Here is an 18,090-nt window from a genome sequence, read left to right on the forward strand (position 1 = left end):
CCGCCGACGGCTGGCCCGGTGCCGGGCCGGCCGTCGGAGCGGGGTCAGTTGCTGGCCAGCGCGTCCGCCGCCTCGGGGTCGCAGTCGCGCAGGAACTGGGCGCAGCGGGCCGCCTCGTCGGCCTCGCCGATCTCGTCGGCGGCGCGGGACAGCACGTACAGGCAGCGGAGGAAGCCCTGGTTGGGCTCGTGTGACCACGGCACCGGGCCGTGCCCCTTCCATCCGCTGCGGCGCAGCTGGTCGAGGCCCCGGTGGTAGCCGGTGCGTGCGTAGGCGTACGCCGTCACCACCTGGTCCTGGGCGAACGCCCGGGCCGCGAGCGCGGCCCAGGCCGCACTGTAGGTCGGGAAGTGGGCCGCCACGTTGGCGAACGCCTCATCGGTGCCGGCCTCCTCGGCGGCGGCCAGGGCGGCGTCGGCCTCGTCGTTCACGGGCAGGCGGGTGGCCGGTGGCTCTGGCAAAAGGTTCTGCATCGCCCCATTCAACCCGCTGGACAGGGCGACACGCGAGCGGGTCGGCCGACGCGTTCCGCTGAACGGCTGAGGAGTTGGTCACGCCTGCGGCCTATGCCGCTGCCAGGTGTTTTCCACTACAACTAATGGTCCGGAGCCTCCCCAGGAACCGGTAACGCAGGAGCCCGGTGGCCACGACCACCGGGCTCCTGTCGGTTCCACCCCGGGCCCGGGGTTTGGCCGGCGCCGCCGGACGGGCAGGATGGCCGGGTGCCGACCCCACCTCCCGCGGACGTCATCGAGCCGCACCTGCACACCGGCGAGATCCAGACCCTGGACGAGTTCGACCGACAGTTGGCCACCGGCCGACTGACCGGGCTGACCGTGCAGGGCCTGCGCCTCGATCTCGCGCCGGTGCCCGACCTGACCGGCATCGAGGTCACCGGCACCCTCTTCGTGGGCTGTCGGTTCGCCTCCCGGGACGTCGGCGCGGACCTGGTCCGGCGTGGCGCGAACGTGGTGCCGCCGTTCTCCGGGCTGCCGTACCCGACCCAGCCGACGCACCTCTACACCCCGGAGGAACTGGCCGCCGGGTTCGCCGAGGGCGGGTTCACCGGGATGTACGACACCCGGGTGTACGAGCACTACCGGGCGCACGGCGGCGCGCTGCCGGACGTGAAGGAGGCGCTGGGTCAGCGGCTGCACGACCACGGCGTGGACAACGCGTTGGCCGACGCCACCCGGGTCTGGCTGGCCGGGCACGGGCCACAGTCGGTGGTGGGCATCATGGGCGGGCACGCGGTGCTGCGCGGCAGCCCGGCGTACCGGATGGCGGCCGTGCTGGGTTGGGAGCTGGCGCGGGCCGACCGGCTGGTGGTGACCGGCGGCGGTCCCGGGGTGATGGAGGCGGCGAACCTCGGCGCCTACCTGGCGGACCGGCCTGCGACGGAGTTGACCGCGGCGATCGACCTACTGGCCACGGCACCCGACTTCAGCGACCATCACCGGTACACCGCCACCGCGTTGACGGTCCGCCAGCGGTTCGCGGCCATGCCCCGGCAGCGCGGCGACGACGCCGGCTGGGCGCGGGCCGGCGGGCTGGCCATTCCCACCTGGCTGTACGGGCACGAGCCGGCGAACCTGTTCGCCGGGCGGATCGCCAAGTATTTCTCGAACGCGATCCGGGAGGACACCATCCTGCGACTTGCCCGGGGCGGCATCGTCTTCGCGCCGGGGCGGGCGGGCACCGTGCAGGAGGTGTTCCAGGCGGCCACGAAGACCTACTACGGCACCGACGGGGCCAGCGGCGCGTACATCTTCCTGGACCGCGACTACTGGACCCGGGAGCTGCCGGTGGAGGTGCTGTTGCGCCCGCTGCTGGCCGCTTCCACGTTCGGTGACCTGTCGTCGACGATCCACCTCACCGACGATGTGCACGAGGCCGTCCGTCTGTTGACGACGTAGGAACGACGACGGCCGACTCCCCGGGGGGGGAGCCGGCCGTAGGTGGGACGTCGTTACTTGGACATCGTGGTGCCGGTCGAGCGCAGGTGCTCGCACGCCTCGACGACCCGGGCGGCCAGGCCAGCCTCGGCGGCCTTGCCCCAGGCACGCGGGTCGTACTGCTTCTTGTTGCCGACCTCGCCGTCGATCTTCAGCACGCCGTCGTAGTTGCGGAGCATGTGGTCCGCGACGGGCCGGGTGAAGGCGTACTGGGTGTCGGTGTCGATGTTCATCTTCACCACGCCGTAGTCCAGCGCCTCGCGGATCTCGCTCAGCAGGGAGCCCGAACCGCCGTGGAAGACCAGGCTGAGCGGCTTGTCCTTGCCGTACTTGGCGCCGACCGCGTCCTGGATCTGCTTGAGGATCTCCGGACGCAGCTTGACGTTGCCCGGCTTGTAGACGCCGTGCACGTTGCCGAAGGTCAGCGCCGCCATGTAGCGGCCCTTCTCGCCGAGGCCGAGGGCCTCGACCATGGCCAGGCCGTCCTCGGTGGTGGTGTAGAGCTTGTCGTTGATGGCGTTCTCGACACCATCCTCCTCGCCACCGACGACGCCGACCTCGATCTCAAGGACGATCTTGCCCTTGGCGGCCTCGTCGAGGAGCTGGGAGGCGATCTGCAGGTTCTCCGCGACCGGCACCGCCGAGCCGTCCCACATGTGCGACTGGTACAGCGGCTCCTCGCCGCGCTTCACCCGCTCCTGCGAGATGGCCATCAGCGGACGGACGAACCCGTCCAGCTTGTCCTTCGGGCAGTGGTCGGTGTGCAGCGCGATGTTGACCGAGTACTTCTTGGCCACCTCGTGCGCGTACGCGGCGAACGCCACCGCGCCGGTGACCATGTCCTTGATCGAGGGGCCGGAGAGGTACTCGGCGCCACCGGTGGAGACCTGGACGATGCCGTCGCTCTCCGCGTCGGCGAAGCCCTTGAGCGCCGCGTTCAGCGTCTGCGAGGAGGTCACGTTGATCGCGGGGTACGCGTACCGGCCAGCCTTGGCCCGGTCCAGCATCTCCGCGTAGGCCTCGGGGGAAGCGATGGGCATGTGATGCGCTCCTTACTTACCACTCTCGGCCGTGCTGGCCGCTGTTGTTCATTTGTGCGCCGGACCGCGCTGTCCTCCACCCGGAAGTATCCCGTAGGTGAGGTGCGCCGGAACAACCGACCCGGATGCGGGCCCGGATCGGTTCACCGGGTGTCCAGGTTGTCCGGCACGATGACGCTGATCAGCCAGGTGACCACGGCCATCACGATGGCCCCCCAGAACGCCGGCCAGAACCCGTCCACGTGGAACGGCAGGTCGAGCCCGCGAGCGATCCGGTCGGTGAGGAGGAACAGCAACGCATTGACCACCAGCGCGAACAGGCCAAGAGTCAGCAGGTAGAACACGCAGCCGACGACCTTGATCACCGGCTTGAGCACCGCGTTGATCACGCCGAAGATCAGCGCCACCACGATCAGGGTGAGGACGGTGTTGCTACCCGAGCGCCCGTGCACATCGACACCCGGCACGATGAGCGTGGTTATCCACAACGCGACCGCGGTGATCACCAGTCGAATGAGGAAGCCCACGGCACCATCCTGGCATCGGGTCGCTGCGCCGAGGGCTGATTCCGCCTACTCCGCTTCCGGGCGCGGTGCCGGCACAGCCCGTACGGTGGGTGGGAACCGTGCCCCGAGACCCCCGGGAGGGACGATGGGTCAGCCCGATGAGGACTTCACCCCCGGCGACCACCTCGCCCCGGACGAACGCGACCCCGAGGCCGATCCGGCCGACGCGGTCGAGCAGGCCGCAGTGGTCGGCCCCGTCGACGTCGACAGCGAGCCGCACCGCGGCCTGAACGTCGACGACTGGGACGCGATGGAGCAGGCCCGGGTGGTCACGGGGGACGAGGACGACTACCGCTGACCCGCAACGGGGCCGGCTGCCCGGTGCGGCAGAGGTGCTCAGCCGTTCGGGTCGATAGACGGGGAACGATCCAACAGGGCCACCGGAGGAGCCGGTGGTCTCCCTAGGTTGGACGAGCGCCACCTGTATCCCCCCGGGAGGACCCCCATGCTCAAGCATTCGACCCGCTGGCTGGCCGGGCTCGGCGCCGCAGGCGCGTTGGTCGTCGGCTCCGTCACCCCCGCCGTCGCCGCGGGCGCGGCCGCGATCGAGCCCTACTTCCAGGACAGCACCCTGGCCGTCGGCTCGGCGCCAACCACCCGCGCCCTGTTCCTGTACGCCGACGAGCCGACGGTGCTCACCGACGTCTCCGTGCGGTACGACTACCGCCCCCTTGCCGACAAGATCAGCATGGCCCCCGCCGACCAGCAGGAGTGCGCCACGCCGGAGCCGGGCGTTCTCGTCTGCGAGGAGCCCTACGGCGTCGCCCTGAGCGAGCTGCCGCCTCTTGGCAGCGGGATCCACCGCGGCGTGGCCCAGCGGGTGAACCTGGCCGCCACCCAAGATGCGCAGCTCGGCGACTCGGGCGACGTCGTGGTCAGCTTCCAGGCGGCCGGCGGGCGGCAGGGCAGCTACACCTCGCGGGTCCGCGTCGGCGAGGGGGTGGACCTGGCCGGCGGGCCGTTCACCACCTTCTCCTCCAAGCCGGGCGGGAAGGTGGCGGTGCCGCTGGCCGTGGCCAACGCCGGCAAGAAGACCGTCAAGGGATTCGTGGCGGTCTTCGACCTCGCCTACTCGATCCGGACCAGGGACCGGTTCAGCAACTGCCTCTACTCCGACGACCACCTGGTCTCCTGCCAGTTCGACGAGGAGATCCCGGTGGGCGAGGGGGTGGCCACCACGCTGAACTTCGAGCTCGCCAAGGACACCTACGCCCCGACCAACCAGTCCGGCTATGCCCAGTTCATGACCAAGGCCGACTTCGAGGACCTGACAGGCGTACAGGAAGCCGCTGGCGCCCGGGCGGGCACGCGCGGCAGCGGCCCGAAGCTGACCATGGCCGAGGCACCCAGCCGGGCGCGGCAAGCCGACCAGACCGACGTCGGCCCGGGTTATGACTACACGGGTTGGACCATCAAGGTCACCGGCACGAACGGCACCGACCTCGCGGCGATCGGCGACAGGCTCAAGGGCAGGGCCGGCGCGGTCGTCACGGCAACCGTCGGCTTCCGGAACAACGGCCCGGCGACGCTCGACAAGGTGAACGCGGACTGGGAGGCCGCCACCCACACGGTCGTCGAGCTGCCGCCCGGCACCACTGCCGTCGAGGTTCCCGACAGCTGCCAACTGCGGCCGGGCACCCGGACGTACCAGTGCGCCTCGGAGATGCTCCTGGTGGCGGGTGAGACCTACACCATGGAGTTCCGGCTGCGCATCGACAAGGTCATCCCCAACGCCCGGGGCTCGGTGCGGGTCAACGCGCCGTGCGAATGCCCCGGCGGCGGCAGCTTCGAGGACGACATCAAGCCGGCCAACGACCGGGCCATGATCGTTGTCAATGCGGGCCAGGGCGACGGCGACGAAGGTGCGGGAAGCGGCGGCGGCGGCGGTTCGCTGCCCATCACCGGCTCCCCCACCGGCCTGATCGCCGGCATCGGCGGCCTGCTGCTCGTCGCCGGCGCGGGCGGCTACCTGCTCGCCCGGCGCCGCACCACCCACTTCGTCGCCTGACCCACCCGCCTGACCGGCGCCCCTCCCGTACCTGCCTGGCGGGGCGCCGGCCCGGTCCACGGGGGACTGGGCGTGGTCGCCTCGTACGTCACTACACCTCCCGGGCTCCTGCCTCGGATGACGGGAGCGAACCGACCGAACGTTGCGGTGACGCTGATCAACCTTTCGGTTCGTCTTGATAGATGGACGGCACTTGGGGCGGCAATCAGCCTCAGCGATTCCTTAAGATCCACGGGCTCCACCTGAACCCTCAAATGGAGGAACCCCCCTCATGCTCACCCACTCCACCCGGCGTTGGCTCGCCGGACTGGGCGTAGCAGGCGCGTTCGTCGCCGCCTCCGCCAGCCCGGCCGTAGCCGAAGAGTCCTCGAACGATGTCTTCCTGTACGCCAACAACGCGCTTCTCGCCGCTGGCGGCGAGCCCAAGGCCATCACGGTGCAAGCCTTCACCGAGGCACTGCCCGAGGACTTCACCATCACCGTTGACCGCGGCGCGGTGACCGACTTCGCCACGGTTACCCTCACTGACAGGCTGACGGGCTGCTCGGAAGCAGGGGCGGTCATCACCTGCAACCTCAAGGGTGCCGAGACCATCGACTACGTCCTCGACCTGACCGTCCAGGCCAAGGACGCCGCCACGGTCGGCAAGAAGGGGGATCTCACCCTGACCCTGGCCACGAAGGGCAGGGCGAGCGTCACCACCAAGTCCACCATTGAGGTCGGCGAGGGCGTCGACCTCAAGGCTCCCGACATGCTCGAGATCTCGGGAGCACCTGGAGCATCGGTGAAGGCGCCGTTGCGGGTCGCGAACGTGGGTGACAAGACCGCCAACGGCACGGTTCTGCTCCTCACCAGCACCTCCGGTATCGCCGCCGCGCGGTACTCCAACTGCTCCTACCTCTACGCGTTCGGGACGAACTTCGCCCAGTGCACGATTGATCAGAAGATCGAGCCTGGTGCGGCCCTCCAGCTGGACTCCTCGTTCACGCTGAAGATCGCCTCGGATGCCTGGGCCCCGGGCGAGCAGTACGGCGCGGGTTGGTGGTTCGCCGATGGCGACTGGGCGGAGTTCCTCTCGGAGTTCCCGTTCCCGGCCGACGAGTGGCAGAAGGGGGCCGGCGACGCGTTGGCCCTGGTTCCGGCACCGGGCGCGCAGGCCCGCCAGCTCCGGCAGACCGACAAGGACTCCAGCAACAACGCCACGGCCATCCTGGCGACCGTGACCGGCAGCCAGCGTGCCGACGCGGCCGCCACCGGGTCCCAGGTGAGCGGGGCCGTTGGCAAGACGGTCAACGCCAAGGTCGGCTTCGTCAACAACGGGCCCGCGATGATCAACTCCTACTCGCCGAATGAGCTCGTTACCGCCGCTGAGATCACGATTCCGGCTGGTGCCACCGTGGTAGAGGCACCGGCAGAGTGCTCGCCGAGCAAGGACGGCGAGGAGGTCGGCGGGTACGGCGAGCCGGGCGGCCGCATCTACCTCTGCGAGTGGTACGACGTCCTGCACAAGGGTGACGCTGCCGTGTTCGAGTTCGGACTGCGCATCGACAAGCTGGCCGGCGCGCCGGGCTCTGTGCACCTGCTGCACTTCAACCTGGATGGGCAAGGCTCGACCGTCGCCGACCTCGACGCGAAGAACGACACGGCGGCCTTCGTCATCAAGGGTGCGACCAATGGCGAGGACGGCGGCCAGGGTGGCGGCGGCGACGACGGCGGTCTGCCGGTCACCGGTCAGTCCACCGGCCTGATCGCCGGCCTCGGCGCGCTGCTGCTCGCCGCAGGCGTCGGCGGCTACCTGGTGGCCAAGCGCCGCCGGACCCGCTTCGTCGCCTGATCCACCCCGCACCACCGGTGCCCCGCCGACCACCCGGTCGGCGGGGCACCGTCGTCGGGGCCCACCACGGAGGGCAATACGCCTGCGGGTGGTGAGGGGCCGGTCCGGCGCGGCACGGGACCTGAGCTTCGGTACCCTTTGTGGCCGTGGACACAGCTGAGAAGACCCGCGCTCTCGTGGAGAGCGTCGCCCTGAACCCGCTCGATCCCAAGGATCTGTTGCAGACCTTCGGGCTGATCGGCGTGTGGGTGATCCTCTTCGCCGAGACCGGCCTGCTGGTGGGCTTCTTCTTCCCTGGCGACTCGCTGCTGTTCCTCGCCGGGGTGGCCTCGTCGCCGGTGGCGGACGCGATCTTCGGCGACGGCACCCGGCTCTCCCTGGCCGGCCTTCTGATCGGCGGGCCGATCTGCGCGGTTGTCGGCGCCCAGCTGGGGCACTGGCTCGGCGCGCGGTATGGCCGGCCGATGTTCGAGCGGCCAAACTCCCGGCTCTTCAAGAAGGAGTACGTGGAGAAGGCCGAGTACTACTTCCAGAAGTTCGGCCCGGCGAAGGCCGTGGTGCTGGCGCGCTTCATCCCGATCGTCCGGACGTTCCTCAACCCGGTCGCGGGCGCGCTCGGCATGCCGGCCCGGAAGTTCCTGCTCTGGAACATCGTCGGTGCGGTGCTCTGGGTGGACGGCATCCTGCTGATCGGCTACCTGCTGGCCGAGCAGATCTACCAGGCCATCGGCGACAAGATCGACCACTACATCCTGCCGGTGGTGGCCCTGATCATTTTGATCTCCGTGCTGCCGATCTTCTTCGAGTTCCTCCGCGACCGGCGGGCTCGTAAGCGCGGCGAGGCGGTCGCGGTGGTCGCGGCTGCCAGCGCCGCTGGCGCTGTGGAAGCGGCCCGCGAGACGTTCGACCACGACGGACACCAGCACGGCCGCCAGCACCCGGAGCACGGCCAGGACCGCTGAACCGCGGGTACGACGATGGCCGGCCCCCTGGTGTGGGGGTCGGCCATCGGCATGTCGGACCCGGCCTCCGGCGGTGCGGCCGGGGACGAGCAGGTGTCATCCACCGGTGGCGCCACCCCTGGCTCGCCACCGGACGCCGTCCCGGCACGGGACGGCGTGTGGTGCCTACTTCAGCGGGCCTTCTTGGTGGCCCGCTTACGCGGCGGGGTCAGCAGGTCGGCGATCGTCGCGATCGCACTCGGGACCAGGCTGTAGTACGCCCAGACACCGCGCTTCTCCCGCTGCAGCAAGCCGGCCTCGGTGAGGATACGCAGGTGATGACTGACCGTCGGCTGAGAGAGGCCGAGCGGCGCCGTCAGGTCACAGACGCACGCCTCGCCCTCGGGGGCCGACTGGATCAGGCTGAGCAGCCGCAACCGAGCAGGATCAGCAAGGGCCTTGAGGACCCCCGCGAGACGCTCGGCATCGGCACGTTCGATCGGCTCGCCGTTTAGCGGCGAGATCTGAGGCATAGTCATTTCGGCCAACGCAGTTCCCACGTATTCCATCCTTCCACCAGCAGCATCGATCCGCCTGCATATCAGCAGATCCGAATCGGCAAACTTTTACGCCACAAGGCCGAGGTCAGCCAACGTATAGGCCGCCCGGTACGGCAATCCGGCGGCTCGCACCGCGTCGCCGGCGCCTCGATCAACAATAACCGCCACGCCCACGACTTCCGCCCCGGCCTCACGAAGCGCCTCGACAGCGGTCAAAACACTTCCGCCCGTCGTGGACGTATCCTCCACCGCCAACACCCGACGGCCGGCTACCTCCGGTCCCTCGATCCGCCGCTGCAAACCGTGCGCCTTGCCCGCCTTGCGCACCACAAAGGCGTCCAGGGCCCGACCGGTCGGAGCGGCGGCATGCAGCATCGAGAGTGCGACAGGATCCGCGCCCAGAGTGAGGCCGCCGACAGCGTCGTACTCCATGTCGGCGGTGAGGTCGAGCAACACCCGGCCGACCAGAGGAGCGGCCCGGTGATGGAGCGTGACGCGCCGCAGATCCACGTACCAGTCTGCCTCACGCCCCGAGGAGAGCACGACCCGTCCGTGGACTACAGCCAGGTCGGTAATGAATTTACGCAGGTCGTCGTGGTCCCCCATGGCGATAGAGGTTACTGCGCAAGTCTGAACGCCGCGTGTGGGGTCCACCCTGATCAGCCCCGCGGGGGACCGATGGTTGGCGATGTTCGACTACGCTCAGCGACTGGCCCGGTAGCGGGGCGCCAGTGGCGCGCCAACGATCCACCGGGACCGGCGTGCCGGTCGAGGCTCAGCGCTCGTCGCGACCGATGCGACCGCGGGTGTCCCGCGCGACCGCCTGGAGCAGCCGGCGCGGCGCGTGCCGCATGCCGGCAACGACCACCTTGTACTTCCACGCCGGGACGCTGACCATCTTGCCTTTCCGCAGGTCACGCAGGGCCTCGTCGACCACATCCTCGGCCCGCAGCCACAGCCACTCCGGCGTCTTGGACATGTTGATGCCGGCCCGCTGGTGAAACTCCGTGCGGGTGTAGCCGGGGCAGAGGGCCATCACTCGGACGCCGAATGGCCGCGCCGACTGGCCGACGGACTCGCTGAAGTTGGTGACCCACGCCTTGCTGGCTGAGTAGGTCGACCCGGGCATCGCCGTGCCGAATCCGGCGACCGAAGAGACATTTATCACTGCCCCATTTCGGCGTTCGGTCATCGGTCGCAGCGCCGCCAGGGTCAGCCGCATGACCGCGTGCACGTTGAGCCGCAACAGGCGCGCCTCGTCCTCTGCCGTGGAGCGCAGGAACGGCTTGTTCAGGCTGATCCCGGCGTTGTTCACCAGCAGGTGCACGGGGCTGCCGTCGGCGAGCCGCTTCTCCACGATGGCGCAGCCGTCGTCGGTGGACAGATCCGCCGAAATCGTCTCCACCTCGTGGCCGTACGTGGAACCCAACTCGGTGGCCATCTCGGTCAGCCGGGCCGCGTCGCGGGCGACCAGCACCAGACTCCAGCCGTCGGCGGCCAGCCGTCGGGTGAACGCCGCGCCGATGCCGGCGGTGGCCCCGGTGATCAGGGCTCGGCGCTCGGCAGCCGAGGGGTCGAGCGTCACGGGGCGGTCCTCACCTGGGCGGGTACGGGGGCGCGGGCGGTGCCGACGAGGGCTGGTGCGGGGCGGGCGTGAACGCGGGTGGTGCGGATGGCATGGTCGGCGCGGGCGAACGGTGGCGACTGAACCAGGCGTTCGCCGCCGGCAGGGCCAGCAGCAGAGCTACTACAAGGTAACCGAGCCCTTGCCCGACGGAAAGCCCTGCGTTGAGGGGAATCCACCACGACGGGTACGCGTCGCCGATCAGGCCCAGCAGCTCGGCGAGAGCCTGCTCGCCGGCGCCCAGTTGCAGTGGCGCGGCCCGTTCGCCGACGAGCACCGCCACGCTGCAGCAGCCAGCGAGTAGGCCGAGGCCGCTGACCACCCAGGTGGCCACCCGGGCGCCGTTGCGAGCGGCCAGCAGCCCGAGGGCCAGGCCGGCGAGCACCGGCGCGGAGAGCGCAGCCACCACCGCCGACAGCACCGCGGACGCGCGGAGCAGGGTGACCACGTCGTCGATCTCCTGGGCGCTCGCTGAGGTATCGCGAGCAGCGGCGCGGAAGGCGTCGATCGTTCCGCCCAACACCACCAGGCCGACCACGGTGTACGCGAGCGCGGCGACCGCCATCACCACCAGCACGGTTACGGCGAACAGGACGACGGCGGGCCGGCGGGCCGGTGCCGATTCCGGGTACGACACGACGAATCCCTCCGGTAGGCGTCGGGTTGCAACCTACTCGGAGGGATCGTCGGCGTCGTGGTTATCGAGCGGTCAACTCGTCGACGGCGGGGTTGACCCGGGCCGGTCCGCAGGCGGAGTGTCGTCCGGCCGGTTCGTGGCCGGTGGCGGCGGGTAGCTCGGCTCCCCACTCGACGGATAGCCCGGCTCACCGGCCGACTGCGGGTAGCCAGGCTGACCCGGAGCCTGCGGGTATCCCGGGTAGCTGGCGCCCGGGGTCGGCGGCTCCCAGGCCGCGGTGGGCTTGCGGAAGAACGCGTTGGCCTTCGGCAGCGCCAGCAGGATCAGCGCCGCGAGCAGCGCGATCAGGCTGATCACACCGAGCAGGACGCTGACCGGGGTGACCCAGGAGGGCAGAGCCTCCTCCAGCCGGCGCTGGACCTCTTCGCTGCTCGGCCCATTGCTGCCCGTCTCACCACCGGTGGTGAGGCTGCCAGCCGCGCCGCTGAGTAGGCCACCACCCGTGCAGCAGACCATGATGCCGCCGACGATCCAGGTGGTGATCCGGGCGCCGTTGCGGCCCTGGTTGTTGAACAGGGCCAGCACGCCCAACACGATCGCGAGCAGCAGCAGCAGGACGCTGCTGCCGAGGCCGACCGCGAAGAAGACGTCCGCCACCTGGTCGGCACCCTCGACGGTGCTGTCCGCGTACGCGTCGCGGAGCGCCTCGCGCGTCTTGCCAATGGTGCTGAGCGTGATGATCAGACTGATCACCTGGCACGCCAGGAACAGGAAGAGCAGATAGCTGGAGATTGACACAATGGATGGCCGCTGACGGGCCGGCGTGCTCTGGGAATCGACCACGATTCTCCTTCCCTAAGATCGCGCCCACACCGTATCGACAACCTGCCACTTCGGCATGCCGTGGCGAGCCCGGCGCGCCCACCCGGTCCGGCTCAGCGGCCCTGGGAGGTGGGACGGATCGTCAGGTCAACGGGGTCGAGCAGGTTGCCGCGGGCGACTCTCCAGCCCTCTTCGCCGTACGCCTCGAAGGAGAGCCGCGCGGCGCCACCGGACTGGTAGTCGTGGTAGCGCATGGTCCCGGCCGACGGCAGCCCGGTCTCCCCGGTGGCGGTGTAGCGCGCCTGCCCGGTCTCGGCCCAGGTGTAGCGCCGCCCGCCAAGGTCGATGGTCGGGGCGCCGGGGGTGACGGTCGCGCCGGGCTCGGCTGTCCAGAGCACCAGCTCCGTTTCGGGGCCGTCCTCCACCGAGAGCCGGTGGCGGGTGCCGGACTCGTCGTCGAGCAGGTGCTGCACCCAGCTCCAGTCCCCCTCGACGAGGCGGATCGTGCCGCTCACCGCGTACTCCCGCTCGCGAATTCGCACGCGGTCGCCCGGGGCCAGACGGAGCGGGTCGTCGCGCGCCGGCAGTGCGGTCGGCAGCGTGCCGTCGGGCCGGGCCGCCGCCCGCCGCCGGGCCCGCACGACGATCACGACCACGACCACCACGAGTACGGCAAACGCCGCCACCAGGTACGTCACTGACCCGCCCACCCGACCATCCCCCCAGGTACGTCGGCGCGAACGGTAACAACCTTCGGCACCTGCGGGACCCGTACCGTGACCGACAGCTCAGCTACCGACGGCACCGGTGGCGTCGCCCGGCGTGCATGGCTGCACTGTGGACGGCCCGGTGTGCGCTGGTTCGCCCGGTGCCGGGGCATTGATCACGCTGCGGCGAGCCGCTGGCTGGCGTAGTGCCCGAGAGTTTCGCGGTCCATCACGCAGCCGACGAATGTGGTGAATTCGCTCGGGTCGTCCCGCAGTGACGTCCAGGCCGCTCGGGCCGCCGCCGGGTCGATCCGCTCCAGCAGCGTGGCCGCGTACGCCCGACCGGCGGGTGTGCCGTCGGCCAGCACCCGTTCGAGCTGCCGGCGTACTTCCTCAGGGTGGTCGTCGAGGGCGGCCTCGACCCGGTGGTACGCCTCGGTCACGGGCAGGGTCGCGCCAGCGATCCCCACCCCTCCAAAGGCAAGCGTGTCAGCGGCCACCAACTCGTCGACGGCAGCGCCCAGTTCCCGCTCCCATTTCTTCCCGATACCAAACATGCCCCCACCTTTCCCCCGCCGACGCCCGCTCCACCCTGTTGATCAAGAGGTTTGCGTCATGAGAAGACGCTTCCATGACGCAAACCTCTTGATCACCGCGTTCAGGCGGGGGTTACCGCCAGGGTGTTGGTTTCGGGGGCTAGATCTACCTTTACCGTTTCGCCGTCTCTGATCTGGCCGGAGAGGAGGGCCTTCGCGAGTTGGTCGCCGATCGCGGTCTGAACCAGGCGGCGTAGCGGGCGGGCGCCGTAGATCGGGTCGTACCCGTGCTCGGCCAGCCAGGCCCGAGCGGCATCGGTGATCTCCAGGCCGAGCCTGCGGTCGGCCAGCCGTCGCCGCATCAGCTCCAGCTGGAGGTCGACGATCGAGCGCAGATCGTCTCCGTGCAGCGAGGCGAAGACCACGATGTCGTCCAGCCGGTTGAGGAACTCCGGCTTGAAGTGCGACCGGACCACCGCGAGGACACCCTCCCGGCGCTGCTCATCGGCCAGCGTCAGGTCACTGATCACCGACGAACCGAGGTTGGACGTGAGGATCAGGATCGCGTTCCGGAAGTCCACGGTGCGGCCCTGGCCGTCGGTGAGCCGGCCGTCGTCGAGCACCTGGAGCAGCACGTCGAAGACGTCTGGGTGGGCCTTCTCCACCTCGTCCAGCAGAACCACCGAGTACGGCCGACGGCGCACCGCCTCGGTGAGCTGACCACCCTCGGTGTAGCCGACGTAGCCGGGCGGGGCACCCAACAGGCGAGCGACCGAGTGCTTCTCGCCGTACTCGCTCATGTCGATGCGGACCATCGCCCGTTCGTCGTCGAAGAGGAACTCGGCGAGGGCCTTGGCCAGCTCCGTCTTGCCGACGCCCGTGGGGCCGAGAAAGAGGAAGCTGCCGGTCGGGCGGTCCGGATCGGCGATGCCGGCGCGGGCACGGCGTACCGCGTCGGAGACCGCGCCGACCGCCTCGGCCTGGCCGACCACCCGGCCGCCCAGCGACTCCTCCATCCGCAGCAACTTGACCGTCTCACCCTCGAGGAGGCGACCGGCGGGGATGCCGGTCCAGGAGGCGACCACGGCGGCGATGTCGTCGGCGCCGACCTCCTCCTTGAGCATCGCGCCATCGGCCTGGAGCTGGGCCAGTTCCTCCGCGGCCCGCGTCAGCTCCACCTTGAGCGCGGGAATCCGGCCATAGCGCAGCTCGGCGGCGCGCTCCAGCTCACCGTCGCGCTCGGCCCGCTCCGCCTCGCCGCCGAGGCGCTCCAGCTCCTCCTTGGCCGTGGAGAGCTTGGTGATGTGGCTCTTCTCGGTCTGCCAGCGCTCGGAGAGCACGGTGAGCTGCTCGCGCTTGTCGGCCAGCTCCTTGCGCAGCCGCTCCAGCCGCTCGGCGGAGGCCGCGTCCGGCTCCTTGGCCAGTGCCATCTCCTCGATCTCCAGCCGGCGGACCGCGCGCTCGATCTCGTCCACCTCGACCGGACGGGAGTCGATCTCCATCCGGAGCCGGGACGCGGACTCGTCGACCAGGTCGATCGCCTTGTCCGGCAGGAACCGCTCGGTGATGTACCGGTCCGACAGTGTCGCGGCGGCGACCAGCGCGGCGTCGGTGATCCGTACGCCGTGGTGCACCTCGTAGCGCTCCTTGAGCCCCCGCAGGATGCCGATGGTGTCCTCGATCGTCGGTTCGCCGACCAGCACCGGTTGGAAACGACGCTCCAGCGCCGGGTCCTTCTCGATGTGCTCGCGGTACTCGTCCAGCGTGGTGGCACCGACCATCCGCAGCTCACCGCGGGCCAGCATCGGCTTGAGCATGTTGCCGGCGTCCATCGAGCCCTCGCCCTTGCCGGCGCCGACGACGGTGTGCAGCTCGTCGAGGAACGTGATGACCTGCCCGTTGGAGTTCTTGATCTCTTCCAGTACGGACTTCAGCCGCTCCTCGAACTGCCCGCGGTACTGCGCGCCGGCGACCATCGCGCCGAGATCCAGCGAGATCAACTTCTTGTCGCGCAGCGACTCGGGCACGTCGCCGGTGACGATCCGCTGGGCCAGGCCCTCGACGATCGCGGTCTTGCCGACGCCGGGCTCGCCGATCAGCACCGGGTTGTTCTTGGTACGCCGGGACAGCACCTGGATGACGCGGCGGATCTCCGAGTCGCGGCCGATGACCGGGTCGATCTTGCCGTCGCGGGCGCTGGCCGTGAGGTCGACGCCGTACTTGGTCAGGGCCTGATAGGTCTGCTCCGGGTCGGCGGTGGTGACCCGGCGGTCCCCGCCCCGGACGGTCGGGAAGGCCGCGACCAGGGCCTCCTCGGTGGCACCGGCGGTCTTCAGCGCACCGGACACCGCGCCGCCCACCCGGGCCAGGCCGGCGAGCAGGTGCTCGGTGGAGGTGTACTCGTCGCCCAACGGCCGGGCGATCTGCTCGGCGGCACCGATGGCGTTGACGAACTCCCGAGCCAACGTCGGCTCGCCGATGCTGGAGCCGCGGGCGGCAGGGAGGGCGTCGACCGCGCGCTGGGCGGCCCCGCGCAGCTCGGCCGGGTCGGCCCCGACGGCGCGCAGCAGACCGGTGGCGGTCGAGCCGTCGGTGTCCAGCAGTGCCAGCAGCAGGTGCCAGGGCTCGACGGTGGCGTGACCACGCTGGTTGGCCAGCGCGACGGCGCCGGTGATGGTTTCGCGGCTCTTGGTGGTGAGTCGTTCGGTGTTCATGGGCTCCCCCGGATCGGCGTTGTCCATTGGATTGGACACAACCAGAGTTGAGCGTATTCCGCTCAACCTTAACGCTGTGACGCCCATCACTCTCGGCGGCGCCACCGCCAGTCGAACTCTCCCGCCGCCGGGGGCGGGCCGGGCAGCGGGTCCGCGGCCGGCGTCGTCGACAGGCCCGCCAGCAGCACCGCGAGTTGGCGGCTCCGCAACTGCCCGGTCCGCTCCGGATCGGGTACGCGCACCGCGGCGCACGCCTCCAGCACCAGCCCCAGGTCCTGCAGGACCACGTCCGGGCGCAGGCGTCCGCTGGCGCGCGCACGCTCGAACAGCACCGTGGCCAGCTCGTTGGAGCGCATCGCGGCCCGGCCCATCTCCTCGGTCGGGGTGAAGGTGCCGGCCAGGTGGACGGTGAGCGAGTGCACGTCGGCGTCGACCACCCGGGCCAGGAAGCTCGCGAACGCGGTCCAGTCGTCCGGCTCGGCGAGGGCCAGTTCGGCCTCCTCGATATAGCGGCGCAGCCCGTCGTGGCAGAGCTGGCGCAGCAGGTCCTCCTTGCCCGCGTACCTCCGGTAGAGGGCACTGATGCCGACGCCCGCGCGTTCGGCGACGGCGGCGATGGGCGCCTTCGGGTCGTCCAGGAAGACCGCGCGGGCGGCTTCGAGGATGACTTCGTTGTTGCGGGCGGCCTGGGCGCGGCGACCGGTCAGCGGAGCGTCGGTCTTTCCGGGGGGAGTCGGCATGACTCCAGGTTAGCAGTGGAACGGATCGTTCCGGTCTGCTACTCTGATTGCAGAACGAAACATTCCGTTCCGAAGGAGTTCCGAGATGACCGGCACCGCGATCCGCCCGTTCCGCGTCGAGATCCCCCAGACCGCCCTCGACGACCTGGCCGACCGACTGGACCGGACGATCTGGCCCGCCGACCTGCCCGGCGCGGGCGACACGTATGGGATGAGCAACGACCGGGTGCGCGCCCTCGCCGACCGGTGGCGGGACGGGTTCGACTGGCGGGCCGTCGAGGCCCGACTGAACGCCCACCCGCAGTTCGTCACCGAGATCGACGGCGAGCAGATCCACTTCCTGCACGTCCGGTCGTCCCGCCCGGACGCCACCGCGCTGGTGCTCACCCACGGCTGGCCGGGCTCGGTGCTGGAATACCTGGCCGTGATCGCCCCGCTCACCGAGCCGACCGACCCGGACGCGCCGGCCTTCCACGTGGTCATCCCGTCGCTGCCCGGCTTCGGGTTCTCCGGCCCGACCCGCAGCGCCGGCTGGAACCGGCACCGCACCGCCCGTGCCTGGGCCGAGCTCATGAACCGACTGGGGTACGACACCTACGGCGCGATCGGCAACGACGCCGGCTCGATGATCGCGCCGGAGTTGGGCCGGGTCGATCCGGAGCACGTGCTCGGCGTACACGTCACCCAGCTCTTCTCGTTCCCCTCGGGCGACCCGGCCGAGTTCGCTGGGCTCTCCGAGGCGGATCAGGCGGCGCTCAAGCACCTCCAGTGGTTCTACGAGAACAAGTTCTCCTTCAACCAGGTGCACAGCCAGCAGCCGCAGACCCTGGCGTTCGCGCTGGCCGACTCCCCGGTCGGGCTGCTCGCCTGGAACGCCCAACTCTTCGACGAGAGCCTGGACGTCGAGTTCGTCCTGGCCAACGTGGCGCTCTACTGGTTCACCGGCACGGCCGCCTCCGCGATCCGGTTCTACTGGGAGGACGCGCACGCCGACCAGGCGCCGAGCGAACCGACCACCGTGCCGACCGCGCTGGCCATGTTCCCCGGCGACTTCCAGTCCATCCGCCGCTTCGCCGACCGGGACCACGCGAACATCGTCCGGTGGACGGCGTACGAGACGGACGTCGAGGGCCGCGGTGACGTCGGCGGTCACTACGCCGCCCACCAGGCCACCGACGTCCTGGCCAACGACATCCGCGAGTTCTTCGCCAGTCTTCGCTGATCGTGGTGGTCGCCTGGGCCAGTGGCCTCGTGGCGGACAAGTCGTAGGACACGACATCGCCGATGTTGGGGTATCCGCCGGTTCGGATACCCCAACATCGGCGATTCGGAGTCGATCACGCCTGACGACCCGGCTGACCAGCCCCGAGGGGACCGGGTTCAGCCAAGATCCAGCTTTCAGCCAT

Annotated in this window: 18 protein-coding genes; 6 read left to right on the top strand and 12 right to left on the bottom strand. The window is 70.1% G+C overall.

Annotated elements, in window-relative coordinates; translation table 11 throughout:
* Positions 1-44: 44 nt before the first annotated feature.
* Entirely contained in the window at positions 45-473 is a 429-nt protein-coding gene (locus tag ABZS37_RS08370; protein ID WP_355166838.1) for a DUF3151 domain-containing protein, read from the bottom strand.
* A 249-nt stretch (positions 474-722) separates the two neighbouring features.
* Between ABZS37_RS08370 and ABZS37_RS08375 the strand changes: the two genes are divergently transcribed.
* A complete protein-coding gene (locus ABZS37_RS08375; protein ID WP_355166840.1) occupies positions 723-1,916 on the top strand; it encodes a hypothetical protein in 1,194 nt (397 codons plus the stop codon).
* 53 nt (positions 1,917-1,969) lie between these two features.
* Here ABZS37_RS08375 and fbaA read toward each other — a convergent pair whose 3' ends face one another.
* A complete protein-coding gene (gene fbaA, locus ABZS37_RS08380; protein ID WP_272614561.1) occupies positions 1,970-2,995 on the bottom strand; it encodes a class II fructose-bisphosphate aldolase in 1,026 nt (341 codons plus the stop codon).
* A gap of 143 nt (positions 2,996-3,138) precedes the next feature.
* Complete coding sequence (locus ABZS37_RS08385; protein ID WP_355166842.1) at positions 3,139-3,522, bottom strand: phage holin family protein; 384 nt, start codon at positions 3,520-3,522, stop codon at positions 3,139-3,141.
* Between the two features lie 124 nt (positions 3,523-3,646).
* Between ABZS37_RS08385 and ABZS37_RS08390 the strand changes: the two genes are divergently transcribed.
* The 4 genes from ABZS37_RS08390 to ABZS37_RS08405 all read left to right on the top strand — a co-directional run bounded on the left by ABZS37_RS08390 (position 3,647) and on the right by ABZS37_RS08405 (position 8,365).
* Entirely contained in the window at positions 3,647-3,859 is a 213-nt protein-coding gene (locus tag ABZS37_RS08390) for a hypothetical protein (RefSeq protein WP_355166844.1), read from the top strand.
* A 147-nt stretch (positions 3,860-4,006) separates the two neighbouring features.
* Positions 4,007-5,569, top strand: a complete 1,563-nt coding sequence (locus ABZS37_RS08395; protein ID WP_355166846.1) for an LPXTG cell wall anchor domain-containing protein — start codon at positions 4,007-4,009, stop codon at positions 5,567-5,569.
* Between the two features lie 271 nt (positions 5,570-5,840).
* Positions 5,841-7,403, top strand: a complete 1,563-nt coding sequence (locus ABZS37_RS08400) for an LPXTG cell wall anchor domain-containing protein (protein ID WP_355166848.1) — start codon at positions 5,841-5,843, stop codon at positions 7,401-7,403.
* A 140-nt stretch (positions 7,404-7,543) separates the two neighbouring features.
* Positions 7,544-8,365 carry a DedA family protein gene (locus ABZS37_RS08405; protein WP_355166850.1) on the top strand — a complete coding sequence of 274 codons (822 nt, stop codon included), beginning with the start codon at positions 7,544-7,546 and terminating at the stop codon, positions 8,363-8,365.
* 170 nt (positions 8,366-8,535) lie between these two features.
* Here ABZS37_RS08405 and ABZS37_RS08410 read toward each other — a convergent pair whose 3' ends face one another.
* From ABZS37_RS08410 to ABZS37_RS08450, 9 genes are all read right to left on the bottom strand, one after another.
* Positions 8,536-8,913 (bottom strand): metalloregulator ArsR/SmtB family transcription factor, encoded by a 378-nt coding sequence (locus ABZS37_RS08410; RefSeq protein WP_030332125.1) that lies wholly within the window; start codon positions 8,911-8,913, stop codon positions 8,536-8,538.
* Between the two features lie 57 nt (positions 8,914-8,970).
* Positions 8,971-9,510, bottom strand: a complete 540-nt coding sequence (gene pyrE, locus ABZS37_RS08415) for an orotate phosphoribosyltransferase (RefSeq protein WP_354992868.1) — start codon at positions 9,508-9,510, stop codon at positions 8,971-8,973.
* A gap of 169 nt (positions 9,511-9,679) precedes the next feature.
* A complete protein-coding gene (locus ABZS37_RS08420) occupies positions 9,680-10,489 on the bottom strand; it encodes an SDR family oxidoreductase (protein WP_355166852.1) in 810 nt (269 codons plus the stop codon).
* Positions 10,490-10,499: 10 nt separating this feature from the next.
* Positions 10,500-11,165, bottom strand: coding sequence for a hypothetical protein (locus ABZS37_RS08425; RefSeq protein WP_355166854.1), 666 nt, complete (start codon positions 11,163-11,165; stop codon positions 10,500-10,502).
* Between the two features lie 72 nt (positions 11,166-11,237).
* A complete protein-coding gene (locus ABZS37_RS08430) occupies positions 11,238-12,008 on the bottom strand; it encodes a hypothetical protein (RefSeq protein ID WP_355166856.1) in 771 nt (256 codons plus the stop codon).
* A gap of 92 nt (positions 12,009-12,100) precedes the next feature.
* Positions 12,101-12,697 carry a DUF4178 domain-containing protein gene (locus tag ABZS37_RS08435; protein WP_355166858.1) on the bottom strand — a complete coding sequence of 199 codons (597 nt, stop codon included), beginning with the start codon at positions 12,695-12,697 and terminating at the stop codon, positions 12,101-12,103.
* Between the two features lie 173 nt (positions 12,698-12,870).
* Positions 12,871-13,251 carry a hypothetical protein gene (locus ABZS37_RS08440; protein WP_354992873.1) on the bottom strand — a complete coding sequence of 127 codons (381 nt, stop codon included), beginning with the start codon at positions 13,249-13,251 and terminating at the stop codon, positions 12,871-12,873.
* Between the two features lie 101 nt (positions 13,252-13,352).
* A complete protein-coding gene (clpB, locus tag ABZS37_RS08445) occupies positions 13,353-15,944 on the bottom strand; it encodes an ATP-dependent chaperone ClpB (RefSeq protein ID WP_355166860.1) in 2,592 nt (863 codons plus the stop codon).
* Between the two features lie 86 nt (positions 15,945-16,030).
* Positions 16,031-16,684 carry a helix-turn-helix domain-containing protein gene (locus ABZS37_RS08450; RefSeq protein WP_355166862.1) on the bottom strand — a complete coding sequence of 218 codons (654 nt, stop codon included), beginning with the start codon at positions 16,682-16,684 and terminating at the stop codon, positions 16,031-16,033.
* A gap of 85 nt (positions 16,685-16,769) precedes the next feature.
* Between ABZS37_RS08450 and ABZS37_RS08455 the strand changes: the two genes are divergently transcribed.
* The gene (locus ABZS37_RS08455) at positions 16,770-17,906 is read left to right on the top strand and encodes an epoxide hydrolase (RefSeq protein WP_355166864.1); all 1,137 of its coding nucleotides are present in this window, start codon (positions 16,770-16,772) and stop codon (positions 17,904-17,906) included.
* The last annotated feature ends 184 nt before the right edge of the window (positions 17,907-18,090 follow it).

The sequence above is a fragment of the Micromonospora sp. NPDC005413 genome, assembly GCF_040606435.1.
Taxonomy (GTDB): Bacteria; Actinomycetota; Actinomycetes; order Mycobacteriales; family Micromonosporaceae; genus Micromonospora.